The organism is Acinetobacter sp. NPDC052428 (genome assembly GCF_044547685.1).
GTDB classification, from domain to species: Bacteria; Pseudomonadota; Gammaproteobacteria; order Pseudomonadales; family Moraxellaceae; genus Acinetobacter; species Acinetobacter lwoffii_G.
In genome coordinates, this window is record NZ_JBIUAT010000001.1 from 31,880 (window position 1) to 55,599 (window position 23,720).

Below are 23,720 nucleotides of genomic sequence, written 5' to 3' on the forward strand. Positions count from 1 at the left end.
TTCCTTAATCTTTTAATCCACGGCGTAAACCTATTAATCCGAGTAAAATCAGTAGCCCACCACCACCCCATGAGCCGCCTGAAGTTTTGACTGCTTTGTCTTCCATTTCATTTTTTGGCTCCTGAACAATTTGAGTAGTAATAGTCAAATAAGGTTTACTTTTATTAAACCGTGTCGATGAGGTCACCACTTGTAGTTCGAAAATATCTGCTCCATGCCAGGTAGAATCCGGGGTATAAACGACATTGCCATGAATATCGATGATTGTTTTACCCTTGGAAGCTGTTTTGGTTTGTACCACTTTCAAACAGCCATCTTGCCAAGGCTCCCCCGTCGGATTCTGACCAACAATGGCATTACACTGTTCTTTTGGAATTAAATCACTATCTCCCAGATAAGATTCAATTGAAAACTTGGCAATTTCACCCTTTAACAGATCTTGTCCCACCAGACTGCCTGAGATTGGTATCGTGATTTCAACAGCACCACGATCACAAAACAGATTATCCATCAAACGGTTGATCCCGCGCTGATCTGCCGCTTCACATGCTACCGTTGGATTTGCTAAACTCAATCCTGTGCCTCTATTCACAATCGGTGATTCACTCACAAGGATATAGTTCAACAAAATTCGTGGGCGCATATAACCGAGAAATTGTCCTTTAGGAACGCTATATGGACAAAGTATGGCATTATTATTTTCTTGTAGGGTCTGACAAATACCTTCACTTTTATCTGAGGATTCAGCAAAAAGTCGTGTACCATTCCAGAACTGGTTCGGCGCGACGGCATCCCCTACACCACACGAGGCTGTCAGCAGATTATTTTGCGACACAGACTTATCACCAGTGATAATTTGGCAATCCTGTGTACCATTTCTTAAAATAATACTATTCGCTACATAAGCTCTTCCATACGGTGCATGGATATTTAAAGCAGTATTTTCATTGTCAACTATGGTGAGATTATTCAATCCCATCCCGTCCAGGACATTAATAAATACACCCTTATTTTTTAGTATCGTACTACTTAATACCTCCCCACTAATACCTTGATCTTTACTGGAGTCAGCAAACTGTCCCGCGCTATAAATATTGGTCGCGGAATTATCCAGTGTCTGATTATTTTTAAGTACACTTTGATAAATGAGGAAAGCAGGTAGCTCGCTATACAGGATCCCGCCTCGTTGGGCTTTATTATTTTCGATCAGACTATTTTTAATTTGTGCACGGCTTGTTAAGCTCTGACCAAACTTGCCAGCATTATAAATTGCCCCACCCAAGTTGGCAGCAGCATTAAATAGACGGTTATATTCTAGAATTAGCTGACCTTTATTATAAATTAGGCCACCTTGTTCAGCACAACTGGTTTTACCACAGCCTTCAAGATCCAGTTCTTTCAAATTTAACTGAACCAATGTATCTGTACTGTTGATCCGGAAAAGGTTATCAGTACCTTTCATTTGAATATGAGCATTATGCAAGCCTAATGCTTTTTCATCCGTACTGAATTCGCCATCACTTTCTGCGACCGCACGGATGGTAAGAGATTTTTTAATCGCGATATGCTGGTTCAACACATAGGTATTTTTTTCTTTTAAAATAATGATACTGGATGAGTTCTCCCCACCACACCCCATAAAACCTGATTTAGCTAAGCCACGGTTAACATACTCAACAGCTTCTCGAAGTGAACATTCCTTGTCATCTTTTTCAATATCTTCTGTAGTGGTTACAATAATATCTGCACTATACGACTGCCCCGCTATACATAGCAAAGCTATGCCTATGCTCTTCTTGAGCATAACCTTCTCCTTAATTTTTATTTCTTTCTTTTTCTTCTAAAGTTGCAGAATCCTTGCAACAGCGAATTATTTTGCCTTACTGTGGCATAGACTGAGTAATTACTCAAGATTTTTTATGATTTACCGATATTCGTCAATCAAGGCATATATCTGCCGCAGATTGGCATTGCTAACTTTCAGCTTTTCTCCTTTAAGCAATTGAATTATCTGCTCTAATCTTTGAAGAAGCACTGAAGTTTGATGTGGTCCATGGCTTAGTAAATAGTCAAAGATTTGAGGGTCTAAATGGATCCCACGACGATCGAGTACCGAGGAAACCAGCGCATAGCGATCAGCATACAAACTACCACTGGGAACACGGGTACTAACAGCCTGCGTGAGACGGGATTGTAAATCTGGCAATTCAAGTTTGAGTTCGATAGGTGCAAAACGTGACGAAAACACCAACTGTCCACCACCTTCATTATTATAATTAATCAAGTGAAAGACGGCGCGTTGCCAATGGGGTACACCACTGATCGCTTCGATATCATCAAGTGCCACCAGATCAAAACGATCTAGAGAAGTAATCGCCTCAGTCGGTGCATCTAAAAGCTCAAGCAAAGATACCTGAATTGCAGATTTACCTACTTCCAGATAAGAGTCACAGATGGCAGACAACAAATGACTTTTACCTGTACCGGCTCCCCCATAGACATAAAATTGGTTGATCAGGCCTGCATGTAATTGACGGACAGCATCAATGACATGCCCCCAACCCGGCCCTGAAAAATCACTGATTCGGGCATCGAGCTGAGGTTCTATATCTAACTGCAATTGACGCATACGATTTTTTGGCCTTATGAGTCTTTACGATGTGGATCGTGAATTTTACTTGAGTTCTCCTCTGCTTGCAGCGGTTTTTTCTGTGGCTTTTTCATTTCAATATCAACATCTAAGTCTGCTGTTTCAATATTGATTGAACCGGTAGATGCATCTTGTATGATAACAGCCCGATCACCATAAAATGGCGTATGTTCATAATACTCACGGATATGCCGCAGCAGTACCACAATCACGGCTGCCACCGGTAAGGCAATCAGCATGCCCAAGAAACCGGCCAGTTGTGCACCTGCCAGAACTGCAAACACTACAGCTACAGGAGAAAGACCGATTTTATCACCTAGCAAGAACGGTTGCAGAATATAGCCTTCGACGGCCTGCCCGACCATAAAGACAATCCCGACCAATACCAGTTGCCACCAGTCAATTCCAAATTGGAAAAACGTTGCAATGACTGCAGCAATAATCCCAACCGCAAAACCAAGATACGGAATGATACTGCACAATCCGGCAATCATCCCGATGATCAAGCCAATCTCCAGGCCAATCAGTTGCAGCCCCACTGCATAAACCACGCCCAGCAGAACCATGACCAGGAACTGACCTTTGACAAAGGCACCTAAGACACTATGACATTCACTCACAATATTTAAGGTGGTTTTTTCATAAGGACGGGGAATTAGACGACGTAAGCTGTCCAGCATCCGATCCCAATCCAGCAAGAAATAAAAGGCAATGATCGGAATCAGGACAATCGTGCCACCAATCTGGATAAAGTTCAGGCCAGATTGTGCCAGTTTCAAAATCATCGCCTGAATACTGTCTGCACTATAATTGGTCTGGACATAGTCCATTACGACTGAGGAAATCTGATCGGTATCAATCTCCATCGGGACCAGATTAAAGCTATCAGAAAGCCAAGGTAAGAACGTGTAATTGATCCAGTGAATCCCGGCTGGAATGCTATCACGCGCATACATCAGCTGCTGCCAGACCAGTGGCACCAGATACCACATCACCAATGTAACCACGACCCCAATCCCGATAAATACGATACTGATCGAGAGCCATCGAGCCAGCCCAATGCGGTGCAAAACATCGACCAGTGGGCTAAATAAATAAGCAATTAGAAAAGCTGCCACAAAAGGAACCACAACTGGTTTAAGCAGATATAAAACCCAAAGTATCAATGCTATACCAGCAAGTATAAGAATGCGCCGTAAAGTACGATCGACCATAGAATCTTGCCTTTTCTCTATTAATCATTCTAAAAATTAAAATATTTTAATAAAGATAGCATTTTAGGCCACAAATACCATAAGAGTTTTACATATTCAGGTTATAATCGCACCCGCGAATGCGGAGACTTCATTATGAGCAACTCAACTTCTACCCCAAACACTGGTTTAAGCTACAAAGATGCAGGTGTCGACATTGAGGCGGGCGACGCGTTAGTCGATCGTATCAAATCTGTCGCTAAGCGTACCTCACGTCCCGAAGTTATGGGCGGTCTAGGTGGCTTTGGTGCACTTTGTAAAATTCCTAAAGGTTATGAAGAACCTGTTCTCGTATCTGGCACAGATGGTGTTGGTACAAAATTACGTCTGGCACTGAATTTGAACCGTCATGACACAATTGGTCAAGACTTGGTTGCAATGTGCGTGAATGACCTTCTTGTCTGTGGTGCTGAACCACTGTTCTTCCTTGATTATTATGCAACTGGTCACTTAAATGTTGATGTTGCTGCAAATGTAGTCACAGGTATTGGCGCTGGTTGTGAACTTGCTGGCTGTGCATTAGTTGGCGGTGAAACTGCCGAAATGCCAGGCATGTATGAAGGCGAAGATTACGATCTTGCAGGTTTCTGTGTCGGTGTTGTTGAGCAAAGCAAAATTATTGATGGCTCTAAAGTCAAAGCGGGTGACGTTTTAATTGGTGTAGCTTCTTCAGGTGCACACTCAAACGGCTACTCACTGCTTCGTAAAATCCTGGACGTGAAAAACGTTGATCTGAATCAAATCGTCGATGGCCGCCCACTTGCAGATGTTGCAATGGAACCAACACGCATTTATGTAAAACCAATTCTTGAACTGTTAAAACACGTTGATGTCCATGCGATGGCACACATCACCGGTGGTGGTTTACCAGGTAACTTACCTCGCGTACTTCCAAACGGTGCTCAAGCGCTGGTAAATGAATCTTCTTGGGAATGGCCTGAACTATTTAAGCTTCTACAACGTGAAGGCGGCGTAGAACAGTTTGAAATGTACCGTACTTTCAACTGTGGCGTCGGTATGGTGCTGGTTGTTGATGCAGCCGATGCAGACAAAACTGTTGAATTACTCAACCAGCTTGGCGAAAAAGCATGGGCAATGGGTCAGATTCAAGACAATGCTGAATCGGTTGCAGGTGCAGACGAAAAAATTCGTGTGATCTTCGCGTAATTTCGCATGATTAAAATTGCTGTACTTGTTTCAGGTAGCGGATCAAATCTGCAAGCCTTGATTGATGCCAATCTTTCAGGGCAAATTGTGGGCGTGATTTCCAACAAACCTGAAGCCTTTGCTTTAACGCGTGCACAACAGGCAGGCATTCAGACTGCAGTTATTGAACACAAGCAATATCCAAGTCGTGAAGCTTTTGATGATGTGATGCATCAACAGCTTTTGGACTGGGATGTAGATCTGGTGGTGCTTGCCGGCTTTATGCGAATTTTAAGTGAAAAATTTGTGAAAGCTTGGGAAGGGAAAATGTTGAATATTCACCCTTCCCTATTGCCTTATTATAAAGGCATGCATACGCATCAGCGTGTACTCAATACCGGTGATATTCTGCACGGCTGCACGGTGCATTATGTTACGGCTGAGCTGGATGCAGGGCAAGCGCTTGCTCAAGGTGTTCTCAAGGTTTCTCACCACGATACGGTAGAAAGTTTGGCAACACGTGTGCATAGCCTCGAGCATGTGATCTATCCACAAGTCGTAGAATGGATTTGTAGCGGTATCATTCAACATACTGAAGACGGGGTGCTGTATCGAAACCAGAAAATGCAAGAGCCTGTTCAATTCTGCAAGTTCTAAAAAAATTTAGATATAAAAAAACGCATCCTCGGATGCGTTTTTTATTTCTAATAAATTCAATGATTCAATGATTCAATGATTCAAGCAGACTGTTGCTGAATCAGCTGTTTGACCAAGCCAGCTACTTGATCGGGTTGTTCCAATGGGAACATATGCCCGCCATCCGCCACGGTAAAAGGAATACCAAATTTCTTTTGCACTTGCTGCGAGAACTTGCGGGCCAGAAATGGGCCTTTCTTGGCAACGACCAGATGCACAGGAATTTTTGGTTTTGCCTGAGGCAACCACCATAGCGACGGATTGGTTCTAAAGACTGCGACCTCATCCCTTTTAGGGATAGTAAGTTCTACTCCACCCCGGATGGGGTCCTCTTGCAAGGCATAATCAATATAAGCTTGGAAGCAATCTGCATGAAAATCCTGATAAAAACCTTTAGGGCGCAGCAATTCAGCGGCTTGTTCACGTGAATCCCAATGGTCACGACGGCGTTTGGACAGACCGGCCGGAGACATTTTATCCAATGCTTTTAAGCGAAAAGTTTTCGCAATATGCAAGGCAAAGGCTTCTTTGCCCATAATCATCGGCGGGTCCAGCATGATCATTTGTGAAAATAGTTCCGGACGCTGCAAAGCCGCTTGCAGAGTTAACACGGACCCCAAAGAATGCCCCAGACCAATGACAGGTCGCCCATGTGACTGGCGCACAATACTGTCAATCACTTGCTGGGTCAGGCTTTTCCAGTGGTTATCAACCGGATAACGTTTATCCGGCCCCAAAAGGGGCACATAGATAATATCGTAATCATCTTGCAATCCATCAAACAGCTTTTGATAGACTTTGGATGGCACGCCATTGGCGTGCGCGAAATGAATCAATGGTTTCATTGCAGTGTTGTACTATTTTCTGACTGAAGCTTCTGTGCAACCGAAGAAGCAATTCCATCCCCAATCGATGAACCCATACGACCCAACACGGATTCAAATGGACTATATTCAATAGTGTAATTCAACGCTTTTTCAGTTTTCAATTCACGTTTTAAAGTATTTAAACCACCGATACGATCCGCAATCCCTAATTTCACTGCCTGATCACCGGTCCAGAACAAGCCAGAGAAAATGGCAGGATCATTGGATTTCAACTTAGCCCCACGTCCCTGTTTCACTGCATTAATAAAGTGACCATGCACATTATCTAGCACACCCTGTACATGAGCTTTTTGCGCAGGATCAACTGGCTGAGTCATCGACAGCAAAGCTTTATTTTCGCCTGAGGTCATGGTGCGATCTTCGACACCTAATTTTTGCAACAGATTAGTCACGCCATAATTCGGCATGATCACCCCAATTGAACCGACCAGACTCGATGGATTAACAATAATTTCGTCCGCAGCTGAAGCAATATAATAAGCACCTGAAGCACCGGTATCACCGATCACAGCATAAAGCTTTTTACCAGGATGCTGTTTTTTAAGATACTGAATTTCCTGCCAGATTTCATCCGACTGTACCGGTGAACCGCCAGGTGAGTTAATATTCAGCACCACTGCTTTACTTTGTTTATTTTCAAAGGCTTTTTTCAATGATTTGATGGTATTGCTACTGTTCACACTCTGCTTGTCGGCTGCAATCGTACCCACAATATCCACGACTGCAATATGAGAACCCGCAGCAGCGCTAGCATCTGAAGAAACTGAACTACAGCTTTTGCCTAATACCAAAATGACAACAAGCAGATAAGCAAAAGTCAGAAATTTAAAGAAAATCCCCCAACGGCGCGCACGGCGCTGTTCTTCAACCGAAGCTAAAACTGCTTTTTCCAGCAGTTTCCATTCCGGACCAGTCGGTTGAACTGGCTGTTGCGTATTTTGTATTTGATTTTCAGGTTTTGGTGGCCAATCGGACATAAATAATCCAATAAATTGATTTATATTGAATCCATTATATACACTGAATCGGGTAATTCTGTCTAAACAAAACGTTTTCGCCTATAATAAATTTTGTTCTCTTTTTTTGTACTTAGACGAAATCAATGACGAAACAGGGCTCACGGAATTCAGCTTACGGATTACTCAAATACATTAGCCGCCAACCGCTTCCGGTTTCTCGCTGGATGGCCCGTATTCTGGCCTTTATTGTGAACAGTTTTAAAGTCACTAAAACTTCGGAAGTCATTCGTCTCAACCTTGAAATCAGTCTTTCAGAATTGTCCGATCAGGAACGTGAACAGATTAACCGTGCTGCGGTTCGCAATGAATTAATGTCATATTTCGAGTTCTTTACTATTTGGGGTTCAAGCAATCAGAAAAATCTTAAACGCGTTCATCGCGTCATTGGCGAAGATCTACTTCATGATGCCCTTGCACAAAATAAAGGTCTGGTTTTAATTGTGCCGCATTTTGGTACCTGGGAAATTATGAATGCCTATATTGCCCAGTTCACTTCAATGACCATTATGTATAAACCTGTGAAAAATCAGGCTGCAGATCAATTTGTACGGGCTGCCCGTAGCCGGGAACAGGCGCATCTGGTACCGACCGATGAATCTGGTGTCCGTCAGATTTTAAGGCCTTAAAACAAGGCGGCACTACGGTCATCCTGCCGGATCATACCCCGAATATCGGTGGTGAATATATTCCATATTTCGGTGTGCCTTTAGCTACGAGTAATTTGAGTGCCAAACTGATTCAAAAGACCAAAGCGCGTGCCCTGTTTTTATATGCCTTGCGTAATACTGATGATGGATTCGATATCTTTATCGAAACCGTTGATGAAAAAATTTATAGTGGCAATGCCAATCAAGGCACGCAAGTCATTATCAATAGTATTGAAAATTTAATTCGTCGCCATCCGGAACATTATCACTGGAGTTATAAACGCTTTAATGCGCATCAAGACTTGGGAAATCTCTATAAGCTTGAACATGAACAAGCCTTGGGCAAAGTAAATGCATTAAGAACTCAAGAACTACATGAAGTTTCGTCCATACTGGAATCAGTCACTTAAGGGCTGACGATACAACCACTGCCATTTATGTCGTTCGGCAGAAAGCACCAGTTTTGAGCCATGTTGCTGAAAGTGCACACTCCCCTGTTCTGCCGTGGTCAATAAGGGAATATTAAGGGCTTTCAACCGTTGCTGCGTCAGTTGGCTCGGGTGGCCATAACGGTTAAATTTCCCAGCCGAGGCAATCGCCAGTTTAGGCTGCAAAAGCTGTAAAAATTGATAGGCTGAACTGTGCTGACTGCCATGATGGCCGAGTACCAGCACATCAACTTTTAATTCAGGATAATCTTTGAGCAACTGGTATTCAGTTTCCCAGCCCGCATCCCCCATCAGTAAAAAGTTTTGATACGGTCCGGCATTTTTGACTTGCAGATACACCACACAAGATCGGTCGTTTTTATTGAAGTTTGGCGTATTTAACTGCTGCTGCCGAGGTGCCAAAATTTTAAAGTTAATCGTCTCAGACCATTGCCATTGCTGTCCTTGATGACAAAACTGAAAGCGTGAAGAAGTCGATGTTTCAGGTATCTGATTGGATGACACTTGCTTGATGTTTAACTGATCTTTAATGCTGTGATACGCACCGCTATGATCCTGATCCAGATGGGTCAAAATCAGTTGATCCAGCTCTCCAACACCTTGCACAGACAAAAATGGCATAATCACTTGCCGACCAATACTGAATTTTTCTTCATTATAATAACCGCCCATATCGATCATCATGCTCTTTTGCCCTTCCCGAATGAAGATGGCCTGTCCCTGCCCGACATCCAGAACAGACAGCTGAAATGCATGCTGATTAAGTTGAGGAATGCACAGTGGTAAACAGGCAAGTGCTGTCCAGCTTTTGGGCACTAAGCCACGCGGCAAAAAGACAATTAATAAGCCCAAAATACATAGAGCAATCATCCAGACATTCATGGCCACAGGAATCAGTTGCGGTGCAAACAGCCGATCAAGCAGATTCAAAAATGCCAGCAGTATATGAATAAAAATATCATTGAGCTGAAACAGCAGACTCGAAAGTGGTTCAGAAATGAAAAATAATAAAGCCGCCAGAATATCTACGGGAACTATCAGCAGGCCAATCCACGGGATAGCCACCAGGTTGCTTAGCGGGGTAATCCAAGCCACCTGCTTAAAAAACAACATCATTAAGGGAAACAGGGCCAGAAAGATTTTCCACTGCGACTCCATCAAAACTTTTATTGCAAAATACAGTCGTTGTAATGCTGTTTGTACTGTTTGATGCGGTTGCTGCTGAATGGTTTGATAGATCCGCAGCAAGACAAAACAGGCCCCATAAGACAGCCAGAATGCGGCCGACAAAATGCTAAAAGGATCAAAGAGCAACAATAAGGCAGCACTTAAAATCAGCAGTTTTAATGGCTGCATACTTTGCCTGAGCAGCAGCGTAAAAGTCACAATCACACAAATCAGTAAAGTGCGTAACGCCGGAATTTCAAAACCGACAAAGGCACAATACAGCAATACACATAACAAAAAAGGCAGACTCAAAAAATACTGCCTTGGCCATTTCAGATAAATCTGCGGTACGTACCTTGAAATCAGATATTGCAACGCTCCACAAACGATAAAGGCAAAGATCAGGACATGCGGTCCGGAAATCGCCAGCAAATGACTCATGCCAAAACGCTGGAATTGCTGTTCCGTCGCTTGATCCAAGAGACTTTCATCACCACTTAATAGAGCCAGTAACAAGCCTTTCTGCTGTACTGGTTGTGTGGCCACAAACTCTCTTAAGGTCAGTCGCTGCTGTTCTACCCAAAGCAAAAATCGCTGATTCAAATTTTTCTGCTGACGTAGATATTTAGCATGACCTAGTGCATAGAGTTGTTGCGGTTGCAACTCTTGGATATGTTTAATCCTAAACCCGGCCATAACATTTTGCTGCAAGGCCCATTTTTCTGCATCAAAAGCACCCGGTGTCGCATAACTATGGTTAGGTCGAATCTGGCCTTGTAATAAATAATAGTGTCCCAGTTCAAGAGTCTGCTGTTTGGTTACATCATTTCCTAAACTGGATATGACAGGATCTGAAACTGGCAGAAAACCCATCCACTTAACTGTAGTGCCATCAGGGTTAAGCACATGCAGGGCTTGCTGGATATTCTGATCGCCCAGTTTATTCAGCTCTTTGATATAGACTACGATTTTTTTTTCAGAGACCTCGTGCTCTCGTTTGGATAAACGTTCAGCCAATTGCAGATTGGCATAAGCATGACCTAAAAAAACTCCCAAAAGCAGGCTTGATCCAGTGATCAACAAGCTTCGCAGCGGTGTATTCGAAATGAACTTTAATTTATGGCAACCCATATACCACAACAGCGCAACGATCAAAACTACCGTCCCGCTCAGTTGAACAGACAGGAAACTTTTCCCCATACAGGCAAGGCCTAAAATCCAGCCGATACACAGCCACTGCAACATTGAATCTTATTCTTTATTATTATTTTGCCCAATAATAAAGCCCACCGGAGTGAGCTTCAATCAAATGCGAATATTCTCGTTATTTATGGTTCAATCCAGAGACCATCCTGCATATGTAAAATCCGGTCTGCAGCATGGGCCAGCTGTTCATCATGCGTCACAATCAGCATCGCCATATTGAACTCACGTTGTAATTCTGTCAGCAGTTCAAAAATCTTTGCTGCAGTCTTGCGATCCAGATTTCCGGTCGGTTCATCGGCCATCATCAGTTTAGGTTTACCCACCACTGCACGCGCCAAAGCTACACGCTGACGCTCACCTCCGGATAATTCACCCGGCTTGTGAGTCAGACGATGCGAAAGACCAACACGTTCCAGCAAATATTCGGCCTGCTGTTTAGCTTCCTTGAATTTCATGTTATCGCGTAACATCAGTGGCATGGCCACATTTTCCAGTGCCGTAAATTCTGGCAACAGGTGATGAAACTGATAAACAAAGCCCAAATGCTCATTCCGCACATAACCGCGTTCTGCTTCAGACAAGGTATCAAAACGGCGGCCATTCACCATGACCTGACCTGACGTCGGGCGATCCAATCCACCCAAAACATGCAATAAGGTACTTTTGCCTGAACCACTTGAACCTACAATCGAAACAAACTCACCTGCTTTCACCTGTAGCGACAAGCCGCGAATCACATCGACAGTGGCTTTACCATCGGTAAAGGACTTGTGAATATTCTGGGCATCTAAAATCAGATTACTCATAACGCAAAGCCTCTGCCGGTTGAATTTTTGCTGCACGTAAAGCGGGGTAAATCGTCGCGACAAAACTAAGGGCCAGTGACAAGCCTACAATCACCAAAACATCTTGCCAGCGCAGATACGAAGGTAAGTAGTTAATAAAATAGGCATCAAACATATTCAGTCCTAAAGTATTGTTGAGCCAGCCAATAAAGCTACTGATACTAGTTGCTGCAATAATCCCGAGGATGGCTCCTGCGCAAGTTCCAATCACCCCAATCACGGTACCTTGCACCATAAAAATTTTGGTAATGGTGGCAGGTGAAGCACCCAAAGTCCGTAAAATGGCAATGTCCGATTTTTTATCCGTCACCACCATCACCAGTGAAGACACAATATTAAATGCCGCCACCAGCACGATCAGGAATAAAAGCAGGCTGACCATGGCTTTTTCCATCTGAATCGCGCTGAACAGATTACCATGGGTATAAGTCCAGTCCGAAGCATAGAAATTCCCCGGCAAATCACGCACGATTTCCTGAGACACTTGTGGTGCCAGGAAAATATCATCCAGTTTCATACGTACCCCCTGCGCACCATCCGGCAGACGCAGCAAGGTCGAGGCGTCATTTAAAGCGATATAACCCATCATCGAGTCAACTTCAGCACCAATACTGAAGATTCCCACCACTTTAAAACGCTTAAAACGCGGGACGACACCGGCTGGTGATGGGGTGGCTTCTGGTAGAACCAGGGTAATATTATCGTTTAAACCCACCCCCATGGCGTCGGTCATTTGCTTGCCTAAAACAATACCGAATTCACCTTTTTTCAGGCTGTCAATACTGCCCTCAACCATATGGTTTTGTATGATCGAAACTTTTTTCTCATACTCGGGTTCGATCCCGCTGACCATAATGCCGGCGACCTGACCCTGTGCGGTCAGCATGCCTTGTAATTGAGTAAAAGGTGCGACTCCCTGGACATGTTCATGCCCTTCAATTTGCTTTGCAAGTTCCGGCCAATTTGTTAAAATTTGTGTTGAGGAAACAGTCGCTTGGGGTATCATTCCTAAGACACGATTCTTTAACTCTCGGTCAAAACCATTCATCACAGACAACACTGTAATGAGGACTGCCACACCGAGTGTGAGGCCGATCATTGAGACCAACGCGATAAAAGAAATGAAGTGGTTACTACGCCGTGCGCGAGTATATTTCAACCCTATATACAGCGAGATTGGTTTGAACATAACCATCTAGTCCGAGGTAATAAATTATGGAAAATGTACAGCATCCAAACGGATTTACGGAAAGACGCGTCATGTCTCGAATCGATGCTGCCTTACGAATTAATTATCAGATTATTTCCGATGATGTTGCCTTGAATGATCCTTACGATCCTAACTTCGTGTTGCCCCGCTATTTTCTACTACTTGCAGAACTAGATCAATTTGATCATGCGGTTAACTACGAATTAGAACAATTATCTGAAAAAGATCAACAAATTGCTCGAATCTTATCCTTATTTAATCAAAAGTTAAACCTTATTACCGGTTCTTTGTATGACGCAATTGTACAAAGCATGTTACCTGTACCAGAGCAGGTGAACTTTTCAGAAACCGGTTTTAGCTTCTTTAATGAGCGCCCTATCGCTGAAGGCACCTATCTGCACGTGACTTTGAGTCATCCGGAAAATTTCTTCCATATTGCAGCAACCGCTCAGGTGGCCTACAGTCGCGAAGAAGAAAATGGCAAATATCGGACTGGTGCTTATTTTATTACCATGCATCCACAAGATCGTGTCAAACTGGGTGAATGCGTCAAGGCTCACTTTGCCTAAATTACTGCTTTAGTCAGTACTGCTGGACGATGAAAGGCGAGCGTTATAGCTCGCTTTAATTTCTCTGGAAAAATATAACAACAAACCAGCCAGCAAGATAATGACGCCAAATACTGCCCCACCCGATAATTTTTCATCATTCAGAATTACCCCGACAAATAAGGCCAGCATCGGCGTCAATACGGTGGTCAATGACAACGTGGTCGCCTTGATTTTCTGCACCAGTTTAAAATAACAGAACATCGCAATCAGGGAAGCCATGATTACAGCATAACTGAGTCCAATCAGCGATTTAGCCTGCGGAATCTGGGTCGGTGCAAATTGCCAGATAAATGGCAACATGGCACAGGCCATGACCGCTGAAACCGCAATAGAACCGGCAGCTTGCGCCATGGGTTCAAGAGGTGCATTAACTTTTTTCACCCAGAACATCGAAACACAGTAAATAAAAACACTGAGCAACATCAGGCCTATGCCGATCGGCTGAATATGCTGATCTTTGCCACCGACACAGATAATGCCCAGACCCAGCAAGGCAATCGCCATACCACCCCACTGCGAAGGATAGAGCTTAAGCTGAAATACAAAACGGCCAATTAAACCGGTAATAATCGGTGCCAGTCCGAACATCAGGGCAATAATGCCTGAACTCAGATAATCCGTGGCCAGATAAGTGAAAATCTGTGAGCCGATAAAACTGCATGCACCAGCCAAATAACTGTGCATGGATAATTTATCTAAGGGAAAACGGGTTTTAAATAGCCACAACAAGGCAAATGCAAAAGGCAAAGCCAGAAAGAAGCGCAATGCCAGGGCCCAGAGCGGATGCAAATCCGTCACACTCCAGACGATAGCCAGCGGTGTCGTCGCCCAGATAAAAACCAATAAAAGATAGATGGCAATCATATTGGTTTGTGTGGGCATGCGAGTCACTCTGAATAAGGCTTAAAGCGCGGAAGTTTTACGTTTTTGTTTTTGGATGGTCTGATCGAGTGCACTGGAAAATTCGCGTTTATCCCGCTCTGAAATCGGTGGCGGACCGCCCGTTTGCACGCCAGCTCCGCGTAGGCTGTCCATAAAATCGCGCAGGTGTAAGCGCGCTTTGACATTGGCCGTAGTATAAATTTCACCACGGGGATGAATCGCAATACCGCCTTTTTCAATCACTTCCGCAGCCAAGGGAATATCTTGGGTCATGACAATATCATGCTCTTTCATGCGCAGAATAATTTCTTTATCTGCCGCATCCGCCCCACTCATCACCTGAATTGAATTAATTCTGACCGAAGGTGTGATTCCGACTGGCTGATTGGCAACAAAAGTGACTTCCAGCTGATAGCGATCCGAAGCACGAATAATCACATCTCGCAGCATACGGGGCAATGCATCGGCATCGACCCAAAGTTTGAATGGCAACACAGGGCTTCCCATTAAGGTATAAATCATGGTTATTCTAGCAAATTGAGACGATCAGGTTGATGATTAAATCACTCCATTTTCATAGCATCTGTCATCAGTATTTTAAAAAGTATGTGCTCGGTAAAAGCGGCGTGATTCACACGAGAAAAAAAATTGACTTCATTTGACTGGCATTTTAATTTTAAAATTCATTCGATTGACTTGAAAAATCGCAATGACCCTCGATTAACTATAAATACATCATCCAAGATCAATTGTGCATATGAAAAATCAGAATAGCCCAGAGATCATCACCATTGATGATCAAAATTTCGGTAGTCATGTCGAACACTGGACCTTGCTCACCGACAACCCTGGCACAGATGTACCACAGTGGTTAGGCAAAGCTCTTGATGAACCAATCATGCCGATGGGCCTTTGTACACAAGAATGTGATATGGATGCAGAGACCTGGCTGATTCAGGGACCGAGCAAAGCTGCGGTACAGTTGAGTCAAGTGATTGCCGTCGAAAACAACAAACCTCAAGCGGTAAAAACTGCATTTCCGTGCTTTGACAGTCCTTATCAGGTGAAAGCCACGATTGACCGGATTATTTCCTGTAAATCCAACACCCAAGCTGTATTGCGCCTGAATCTGGGTGCTAACAATATTATTTACGCTTTCGATAGCCTGTATAGCGTCAATCACCCACATTATGAAAAAGACCAGTCCTATGTGGTGAATCTGAATGGCTGGGCCTATGAACTTGAAGCGGTCGCAGATCATGAGCATCTGGTGGTTGATGATCCGGCTTCGATCAAGCACCACCGTGCCTTGAATGATATTCTGGCTGCCAATAATGGTGTAGCGCCGGATAATCTGCAGGAACAGATTGATGCCTGGCAGCCGCAGTCTGAAGAAGATAAAGAACCTGTCACTGTAGATTTTTCTAAAATGGTGGCTTATCTATACGGCGAAACCATGGGTCAGGAAGATGAAGCTTGGTTTCAGGGCAATATTGTCGGTAAAACCACCATGCAATTTATGGATCAGGACTACACCCTGTATGATGTCACCCTGATTCATGACGAAGGCCAGCCTGCGACCTTGATCCGGATTGCAACGCGGAATGACCAGTACAAAAACTTCCAGATTAGCCAGTATATTCGTGGAAACTTGTGGATTCAGGCCAATATTTATAGAAAAGCAGCTTAAGTTCAAACATATAAAGAAGATATTCATTTTGATGGGTATCTTCTTTTAATCCATCTATATTCTTATTTGTCATTTTATTTTTTGATTATTTTTTATACATATTTTCTGGCTTAATAATCTATTTAAATTCATTAAAAACCGAGTTATCCACATGTTTAAATTCAAATGAATTCATTTTAAATATTTAAAATAACCTTAAAAATCTTCTAAAAATAAGCGCTTGATTTCTCATATAAATAATCTGTTGTCGTGCAAATCTGATATTTAAATAAAATAAAAATTTATGCTCTTTAATTAAAAATGTACTTTATTTAATCAATTTTTTATGATAAAAATACTCACAACAAATTAGTATTAACGATAAATAGATCGGACAATAAATATCTATGAAAATCGTGCAAGAAGAAACATTACAACAGGTCGAGCATCATCTTAGCTCCCGCTATAATATTGATATGATGTCCTGCCTTTTTTTCATGTTGGGGATGCTGATCTGCGGATTCACCCTGCATACTTTTATTTTCTAAAATTATTGCATCTATAAAAAAACCCAGCTTGTGCTGGGTTTTTTCGTTTCAGGAATTAACCATTGCGTTTGGCAAAGTCATCCATAAAGTTCACCAATGCCTGCACACCCTCTAAAGGCACGGCATTATAAATACTTGCGCGCATACCGCCAACCGAACGGTGACCAGCAAGATTCAATAAATGCTGCGCTTCGGCTTCTTTCAGGAACTGTTTCTCAAGATCTGCATTGGCCAAGGTAAATGGTACGTTCATGATCGAACGGTTTGCTTTTGCAATCGGATTCGCATAGAAATCGCTTTGATCGATATAACCATAAAGCAAGTTAGCTTTCTCAAGGTTCACTTTGTGTATAGCATCTACACCGCCATTTTCCAGTAACCACTCGAATACCAGACCAGACAAGTACCATGCATAAGTTGATGGTGTGTTGACCATTGAGCCATTTTTCGCTTGATCTGAATATTTCAAGATGCTTGGAATTTCAGGTTTGGCTTGATCGAGTAAATCTTCACGAATGATCACCAGCGTTAAGCCAGCAGGCCCGATATTCTTTTGCGCGCCCGCATAGATCAAACCAAATTTAGAGACATCTACTGGCGCAGATAAAATGCTAGATGAATAGTCGCACACTAATGGCTTGTCTGTTTCAGGAATTGAAGCAAATTGCAGACCACCAATGGTTTCATTATCAGCATAATGCACATAGGCAGCATCTGCAGACAGATTCCATTCGCTTTGGGCACTGATCGCATATTTGCCATCAATTTGGATACCTGCTTTTACAACATTGATATCGCCATAACGTTGCGCTTCTTTCAAAGCTTTTTCTGACCAGATGCCGGTATCGATATAGTCTGCTTTGTTGTTTTTGCCAAGCAAGTTTAATGGAATTGCCGAGAACTGTAGTGATGCCCCACCCTGCAAGAACAATACTTTGTAGTTCTCAGGAATATTCATGAGTTTGCGCAGGTCTGCTTCCGCTTTTTCAGCCATGGCAACATAGTCGGCACTACGGTGGCTCATTTCCATGATCGAAAGACCTTTGCCGTGCCAGTCAAGCATTTCAGCTTGAGCTTTTTCAAGTACGGCAGTCGGTAATGCAGCAGGACCAGCACAGAAGTTGTACGCGCGCATGATTTTTCCTTTCAGAGTGAAACACAATAAAATGATGGCATTTAACCATATCTGGCAGGGTCTTGCACAAAATTATTTCAATCTATGAGTCAAGATAGAGTCAAAAAATCAATGTAGATTCACAAGATAAATTGACCAGTATTTTAGCCTGCTTGTTTTTATCATCTTTGCACTCACAATTGAAAATATTCAAGATTAAGCCACTTTTTAATTCTGGATACTCTCTCAAAAACAGCCGATAAGTATTTGAAATACAGATGTAAAAGAAACAATACTATAACTTTACACTAGTTCTATCTGCATACCTTTGATTTATACTAGCCGGATATCATTACCGGCTTTAAATCAGTTTAGCGACTTTATGAACTTAAAGAAAAATAAAAGACAGCTTGTCTGGGGTTTAAATCTGCTTGCATCGATGATGTATGGCAGCTTTACTCATGCGCAGAGCATCAGCTTTCAGGACGCTGAACGTCAGTTGTTGCAAAATTCTTATAGCAGCCAAGCCTATCAAAGTCTGGAGCAGGCCTCAAAACTTGAAGCTGAAGCAGTGAAAGGTATAGGTCTGCCACGAGTCGACCTGAATGTTCGTGCGTATGCCTTTCATAATGAACTCGATCTGCCTTTGGGTGCATTAAAAAATAATTTAGAGCAATCCTTAACGGATGGTGTCAATAATAGAATTGATGAACTGAACTTAGGGGGTCTGGCTGACCCACTAAAAAATAGCTTAAGACAACCTATTCAAAATGGGGTGGGCTTAATTCCTGATAGTTCAAATGTTGTACTGGATGATCAGGTGATTCGCCCGACGATTTCAGTCATGATGCCGCTTTATACCGGTGGGCTGACAAGTAGCGCTAAAGAAATCGCCAATATTCAGGTCGGTCGTAGTCAGCTCAGCAACAAACAGCAGCAAGACACGCAGCGTTTTGAACTGATTCAAAGTTATTTTAATGTACAGCTCCAAAAGCAACTGCATGCAGCTGCGCTGTTTAATCTGAATGCCATGCAGCAGCATTATCGCAATGCCTTAAAGATGGAACAGCAAGGTTTTATCAGTAAAGGCCACCGCATGCAGTTTGAAGTAGCACGCAATAATGCCGAGCGCAGCCAGCAAAATACGCAGGCCAATTTGAATGCTGCCCTGTTCCAGCTCAATAATCTGCTTCAGGAAAGCGGCATCACCGAACTTTCGACGCCTTTATTTGTCAATAAAACCGAGCCACAGGCCTTAAATCATCTGCTGAAAACCTTTAGTCAGAACTCTGCGCTGATTCAAAAAATGCAGCTGGATACTCAATTAGCTCAAGCCAATGTCAAAGCCCAGCAAGCAGCTAAAAAACCGAATGTTTTTGCTTTTGGCGAATATAGTCTGGATCAAAATGAAAACTGGATTGTCGGAGTTGCCGCACGCTATAACCTGTTTTCCGGGATCGATAAAAACAAAAATATTCAGGCTGCCGAACTCAAACGCTCTGCTACAGAACTGCTCACTGCACGCACCCAGCAGGAAATTGAAAATCTGATTTATAAATCTTATAGCGAAGCACTCAGCGCACAGCAAAGTGATGCACTTCTGGCACAAAACTTGAAAGCCGCACAGGAAAATTTACGCATCCAAGAATTATCCTTTAAAGAAGATATGGGCACCGCCACACAGGTCATCGATGCACAGAATATGCTGAGCGGACTACGAGCTGAAACTGCCTTGAATGCCTACAAATATGTGATATCACTGGCCACACTATTACAAAGCCATGGCTCGATTGCAGAATTTCCGAACTACATCCAACATACCAATACCCACTATATTCGCTAATGGAGCCGAACATGAACGAAGATCAAAAACCCAATGATCCTGTGAATAAAGCGGCTTCATCCAGCGATACAGAAAAATCTCCTGCGCAACAGGTAGAAACAAAAACTGGAATAGAAAATAACCCAGCAAATTCGACCGAACATGAACAAGCTCCTGAAATTGCTAAAAAGAAAAAATATTTATTGCTCGCCCTGATTCCTGTTCTGCTGGCAGTCATCGCTTTTGGATTATGGAAAAGCTACCAACCGGCTCCGCTGGAATTGCAGGGTCGTGTAGAAGCTGAAACAGTTCAGGTGGCGACCAAAGTGCCAAGCCGTATTGAAGAAATTTATGTAGAAGAAGGTCAGCAGGTCAAAAAAGGCGATGTACTGGTGCGCTTAAACAGCCCGGAAATTCAGGCCAAAAAACAGCAAGCAGTAGCGGCTTTACAATCTGCGCTGGCCTTACAATCGACTGCTGAACGTGGCTCTCAGGAAGAAAATATCGCCAGCCTGTATGCCAACTGGCAATCGCTGAAAGCACAACAGAATTTAGCCAAAGTTTCTTATGAGCGTGGTGCAAATTTATTTAAGGAAGGTGTGATTTCACGTCAGCGCCATGATGAATTGTATGCAGCCAGTCAATCAGCGGCGCAAATGACAGAAGCGGCGTATCAGCAATATGCACGCGCCAAACGTGGCAGCACCTCGCAGCAAAAGAGTTCCGCCGATGCACAGGTAGATATTGCCCAGGCTGCGCTGGATGAAGCCAATGCATTAGAGGCAGAAACCCAATTAGTTGCACCTGTAAACGGAACGGTGTCTAAAACCTATGGCAAAGTCTCGGAGCTGGTAGCCACCGCAGTCCCTGTGGTCAGCCTGATTGAAGATCAAATGTGGGTGAGCCTGAATATTCGTGAAGACCAATATGCCCCATTTCAGAAAATGAGCAGTATTGAAGGTTATATTCCCGCCCTAGATAAAACCGCCACTTTTAAAATCAAGCAGATCAGTGCCGAGGGTGAATTTGCCACCATTAAAACTACACGTCAAACCGGCGGCTATGATGTAAGAAGTTTTAAGCTGCATCTTGTGCCCGCACCAGCCATCCCTGAACTCAAAGTCGGGATGAGCGTGTTATTTAAACTGAAAGAGACCCCATAATGTGGACGGGTATATGGCGCGAACTGCGCTATCTGCTCAGCGAAAAATGGGATCTGTGCCTAGTCACGCTGGCACCTGCACTGGTGATTATTTTATTCAGCAGCATGTTTGCCCAAGGTAAAGCCGGTCATCTACCGATTGCTATTATTGATCAAGACCAGAGTGCGCTGAGTCAAAGCATTTATCAGCATGTGGCGCTGAATCATACTCTTAAAATTGCTACGGTGTCGGAACAAACAGCTGAAATTGAGCGCCTGTTAAATCAAAATAAAATTTGGGGTTATATCCATATTCCAAGCGGTGCCGAGCAACGTCTGGTTCGTGCCCAGGATGCTGATATCAGTATTGCCTTTAACCAGAGTTATTTCAGTATCGGAAATACCATTTCATCTGCCATGCTGGTTAGTACCCTGCAAGCACTCGCTGAATTTAGCGGACAGCAATATCTGGGCAACCGGCTGCCCTCTCTCGAAGCACCGTCACCGCATATCAAAATATCGCCGCTGTATAATCCGCAGCTGAATTATGAATTCTATCTGGAACCCTATGTCATTCCGGCAATTCTGCATTTACTACTATGTTGTTGTGTGGCATTTTCCGTCGGTCAGGAACTGAAGCGACAGACCTTAACAAGCTGGATCAGCAACTCATCCATCTGGATGGCATTGCTGTCTAAGAACCTGGTCTATGTGGCTATTTTTAGTGTGTGGACCTGGGTCTGGATGTTCTGGCTGATTGAAATTCGCGGCTGGTTTGTTGCCGGCTCGCTCGCCCTGATTCTATCGGCACAATTTCTGCTATATAGCGCCTATGCATTTTTAAGCAGTGCAGTGGTTCTGGCGACCAAAGATTTAAGTAAATCTTTTGGCATCATTGCGGTCTATGGCGGTTCATCTTTAAGTTTTGCCGGTGTGACTTTACCTTTAAATAATGCGCCCCTATTCACCCAGTTTTGGTCCAATATTATTCCGTTCACGCCCTATGCCAAATTACAAACTGAACAATGGGTGATTGGTAGTCCATTGCATATTTCACTGCAAGCTGGATTAATGCTGCTGATCTATGCCCTAGTCTACGCTCTGCTGGCTTATCTGTTTCTTAAAAAAATCGCCAAAGGAGCAACACCATGAAATCCCTCTGGTTTTACTATCTGCAAAGCTTCAAGGATATTGTCAGTCACGGCACGATCTTTACCACGCTTATTCTATCCGTCTTATTTTACAGCTTTTTTTATCCAACCGCTTATCAGGCACAGCAGGCTGAAGCCTTACCGATTATTATTGTCGATGAAGAACAAAGTAACTTAAGCACCCGTATTATTGGTCAGGTGGCACAAAGCCCCAATGTGGAAATTGAGGCGATTACCGGAAATTTTGCCGAAGCCAAACAATGGGTTGAATCTCAAAAAGCCGATGGCATTTTACTGCTACCGGACAATTTATCGCAAAGCTTAAGGCATGGGGAAACAGGCGGCATTGGCCTGTATTTAAGCACAGCCAACTTTTTAGTGACCAAACAAATTGGTCTGGGCTTAGCCACATCAGTTGAGCAAACTTTGGCAGACTATACTGAACGCTTTGGCGAGGTCTCGGATTTTTCACCGGCCCTTTCTGTACATCAAATTCCTTTATTTAATCCACTGTCCGGCTATGGCAGTTATGTCTTTCCTGCGGTTGCACCTTTAATTATCCACCAAACCATTCTTTTGGGTTTGAGTATGCTGATTTTGGTATATCGGGAAAGAAAAATAGAATTAAACGCAAATGCATTGATTGGGATGTGTTTAGCGGTCTTTACTATTGGCTGTCTGGGATGTTTCTATTTATTCGGCTTTAGCTTCTGGCTGTTTGATTATCCGCGCGGTGGCAACCTGCTCGGGATGCTACTGGCTGTTGCGGTTTTTATCTACACGATAATTGGCATGACCTACCTATTTGCCAGTTTTCTGGATCTGCCGGAACGTGCGGGGCATGTCATTGTATTCACTTCCATTCCATTGTTCTTTTTATCTGGTGCGGCCTGGCCACATGCTGCCATGCCCATCTGGATGCAAGTCGTTGGCGAAATCCTGCCCTCCACCCAAATTGTGCAGATGTTTATTCAACTCAATCAAATGGGTGTGCCTACAACACTGATCTTGCCTAAATTGCTCTATCTTGGAATGATCGGTAGCTTGTGCTTTTTTTTGGCTTATCGACGTTTAATTTCTGGTCATCAAAGCAGATAGAACATTATAGCAATGCGCCTATTCCACTTATTTATTTGATTCGCCAAAGACCTGAATATTGAAATTACGAATCTTGTTGCTACCATTCGGCTTGTCAAAACTCACATCATACTGAACCAGATTCTCCGGATAGGCAATTTCATAGCTGACCTTATATTGTCCCGGTTGATTGGTTGCTTCTTCAATCTCTTTGGTCATTAAAGTCTTAGACTTGTATTCACCTTGAGGAATTGAACGTGAAAAGCGTTTCATCAGCTTTTCATTATCCTTAAACTGGGTCTGCAACTGCGGTTCTAACTGATCCAGAAATTCCTCATATTTCCCGTCACGCAAATCCTCATAAGCCAGCTGTGCCGCCTTTTCCTGTTCAGGACTCGGATTCGGAATATTGTCCATTGAATTACAGCCAGTCAATGCAACCGCTGCTGCCAACAACATTAATTTGGTTTTCATCGCTTACCCTTATGCAGTCAAGGTTTATAAAAAAGGACGCCGAAGCGCCCTTTTTA

General features: G+C 43.3%; 20 protein-coding genes and 1 pseudogene. 9 read left to right on the forward strand and 12 right to left on the reverse strand.

Translation table 11 applies throughout. The features are described from left to right. Positions 1-4: 4 nt before the first annotated feature. The 3 genes from rbtA to cxpE all read right to left on the reverse strand — a co-directional run bounded on the left by rbtA (position 5) and on the right by cxpE (position 3,864). A complete protein-coding gene (rbtA, locus tag ACIG3F_RS00150) occupies positions 5-1,804 on the reverse strand; it encodes a rhombotarget A (RefSeq protein ID WP_396468836.1) in 1,800 nt (599 codons plus the stop codon). A gap of 120 nt (positions 1,805-1,924) precedes the next feature. Continuing rightward, complete coding sequence (hda, locus tag ACIG3F_RS00155) at positions 1,925-2,629, reverse strand: DnaA regulatory inactivator Hda (RefSeq protein ID WP_004645685.1); 705 nt, start codon at positions 2,627-2,629, stop codon at positions 1,925-1,927. 14 nt (positions 2,630-2,643) lie between these two features. Continuing rightward, on the reverse strand, positions 2,644-3,864 hold the full coding sequence (gene cxpE, locus ACIG3F_RS00160) for a chloramphenicol efflux transporter CxpE (protein ID WP_396468838.1): 1,221 nt from the start codon (positions 3,862-3,864) through the stop codon (positions 2,644-2,646). Positions 3,865-3,999: 135 nt separating this feature from the next. On the opposite strand from cxpE, the gene purM reads away from it, so the two are divergent. Both purM and purN read left to right on the forward strand, forming a co-directional pair. After that, positions 4,000-5,070, forward strand: coding sequence for a phosphoribosylformylglycinamidine cyclo-ligase (gene purM, locus ACIG3F_RS00165; RefSeq protein ID WP_005106398.1), 1,071 nt, complete (start codon positions 4,000-4,002; stop codon positions 5,068-5,070). Positions 5,071-5,076: 6 nt separating this feature from the next. Beyond that, positions 5,077-5,706: a phosphoribosylglycinamide formyltransferase gene (purN, locus tag ACIG3F_RS00170; RefSeq protein WP_396468839.1), complete on the forward strand. Its 630-nt coding sequence runs from the start codon at positions 5,077-5,079 to the stop codon at positions 5,704-5,706. A gap of 80 nt (positions 5,707-5,786) precedes the next feature. Here the strand turns inward: purN and ACIG3F_RS00175 are convergent, their stop codons facing one another. Both ACIG3F_RS00175 and sppA read right to left on the reverse strand, forming a co-directional pair. Further along, positions 5,787-6,590, reverse strand: a complete 804-nt coding sequence (locus ACIG3F_RS00175; RefSeq protein WP_396468840.1) for an alpha/beta fold hydrolase — start codon at positions 6,588-6,590, stop codon at positions 5,787-5,789. Further along, on the reverse strand, positions 6,587-7,609 hold the full coding sequence (gene sppA, locus ACIG3F_RS00180) for a signal peptide peptidase SppA (RefSeq protein WP_396468841.1): 1,023 nt from the start codon (positions 7,607-7,609) through the stop codon (positions 6,587-6,589). The genes ACIG3F_RS00175 and sppA overlap by 4 nt, the downstream gene beginning before the upstream one ends. A gap of 125 nt (positions 7,610-7,734) precedes the next feature. Between sppA and ACIG3F_RS00185 the strand changes: the two are divergent. Further along, a pseudogene (locus ACIG3F_RS00185) lies at positions 7,735-8,708 on the forward strand (lysophospholipid acyltransferase family protein). Here ACIG3F_RS00185 and ACIG3F_RS00190 read toward each other — a convergent pair. From ACIG3F_RS00190 to ACIG3F_RS00200, 3 genes are all read right to left on the reverse strand, one after another. Continuing rightward, positions 8,697-11,159, reverse strand: coding sequence for a DNA internalization-related competence protein ComEC/Rec2 (locus tag ACIG3F_RS00190; protein ID WP_396468843.1), 2,463 nt, complete (start codon positions 11,157-11,159; stop codon positions 8,697-8,699). The pseudogene ACIG3F_RS00185 and the gene ACIG3F_RS00190 sit on opposite strands and share 12 nt — an antisense overlap. A gap of 83 nt (positions 11,160-11,242) precedes the next feature. Continuing rightward, on the reverse strand, positions 11,243-11,926 hold the full coding sequence (gene lolD / locus ACIG3F_RS00195) for a lipoprotein-releasing ABC transporter ATP-binding protein LolD (protein ID WP_004645694.1): 684 nt from the start codon (positions 11,924-11,926) through the stop codon (positions 11,243-11,245). Further along, positions 11,919-13,154 carry a lipoprotein-releasing ABC transporter permease subunit gene (locus ACIG3F_RS00200; RefSeq protein WP_004645695.1) on the reverse strand — a complete coding sequence of 412 codons (1,236 nt, stop codon included), beginning with the start codon at positions 13,152-13,154 and terminating at the stop codon, positions 11,919-11,921. Before ACIG3F_RS00200 ends, lolD begins: the two co-directional genes overlap by 8 nt. A gap of 26 nt (positions 13,155-13,180) precedes the next feature. Here ACIG3F_RS00200 and ACIG3F_RS00205 point away from each other — a divergent pair, with 26 nt between their 5' ends. After that, positions 13,181-13,744: a PilZ domain-containing protein gene (locus tag ACIG3F_RS00205; RefSeq protein ID WP_138742869.1), complete on the forward strand. Its 564-nt coding sequence runs from the start codon at positions 13,181-13,183 to the stop codon at positions 13,742-13,744. 9 nt (positions 13,745-13,753) lie between these two features. On the opposite strand, the gene ACIG3F_RS00210 is transcribed toward ACIG3F_RS00205, so the two are convergent. Then, positions 13,754-14,668 (reverse strand): DMT family transporter, encoded by a 915-nt coding sequence (locus ACIG3F_RS00210; protein ID WP_396468845.1) that lies wholly within the window; start codon positions 14,666-14,668, stop codon positions 13,754-13,756. A gap of 21 nt (positions 14,669-14,689) precedes the next feature. After that, on the reverse strand, positions 14,690-15,175 hold the full coding sequence (locus tag ACIG3F_RS00215; protein WP_171054293.1) for a YaiI/YqxD family protein: 486 nt from the start codon (positions 15,173-15,175) through the stop codon (positions 14,690-14,692). Positions 15,176-15,425: 250 nt separating this feature from the next. Here ACIG3F_RS00215 and ACIG3F_RS00220 point away from each other — a divergent pair, with 250 nt between their 5' ends. After that, complete coding sequence (locus ACIG3F_RS00220) at positions 15,426-16,358, forward strand: hypothetical protein (protein ID WP_396468846.1); 933 nt, start codon at positions 15,426-15,428, stop codon at positions 16,356-16,358. A 582-nt stretch (positions 16,359-16,940) separates the two neighbouring features. On the opposite strand, the gene serC is transcribed toward ACIG3F_RS00220, so the two are convergent. Further along, positions 16,941-18,020 carry a 3-phosphoserine/phosphohydroxythreonine transaminase gene (gene serC, locus ACIG3F_RS00225; protein WP_396468848.1) on the reverse strand — a complete coding sequence of 360 codons (1,080 nt, stop codon included), beginning with the start codon at positions 18,018-18,020 and terminating at the stop codon, positions 16,941-16,943. 361 nt (positions 18,021-18,381) lie between these two features. Between serC and ACIG3F_RS00230 the strand changes: the two genes are divergently transcribed. Genes ACIG3F_RS00230 through ACIG3F_RS00245 form a run of 4 tightly spaced genes read left to right on the forward strand, consistent with a single transcriptional unit; the run spans position 18,382 to position 23,211 of the window. Then, entirely contained in the window at positions 18,382-19,842 is a 1,461-nt protein-coding gene (locus ACIG3F_RS00230; protein ID WP_396468850.1) for a TolC family protein, read from the forward strand. 11 nt (positions 19,843-19,853) lie between these two features. Beyond that, positions 19,854-20,984, forward strand: coding sequence for an HlyD family secretion protein (locus ACIG3F_RS00235; RefSeq protein ID WP_396468852.1), 1,131 nt, complete (start codon positions 19,854-19,856; stop codon positions 20,982-20,984). Next, positions 20,984-22,114, forward strand: coding sequence for an ABC transporter permease (locus ACIG3F_RS00240; protein ID WP_396468853.1), 1,131 nt, complete (start codon positions 20,984-20,986; stop codon positions 22,112-22,114). The genes ACIG3F_RS00235 and ACIG3F_RS00240 overlap by 1 nt, the downstream gene beginning before the upstream one ends. Next, entirely contained in the window at positions 22,111-23,211 is a 1,101-nt protein-coding gene (locus tag ACIG3F_RS00245; protein WP_396468854.1) for an ABC transporter permease, read from the forward strand. Before ACIG3F_RS00240 ends, ACIG3F_RS00245 begins: the two co-directional genes overlap by 4 nt. A gap of 27 nt (positions 23,212-23,238) precedes the next feature. Here ACIG3F_RS00245 and ACIG3F_RS00250 read toward each other — a convergent pair whose 3' ends face one another. Continuing rightward, positions 23,239-23,664, reverse strand: coding sequence for a DUF3887 domain-containing protein (locus tag ACIG3F_RS00250; protein WP_071850638.1), 426 nt, complete (start codon positions 23,662-23,664; stop codon positions 23,239-23,241). Positions 23,665-23,720: the final 56 nt, after the last annotated feature.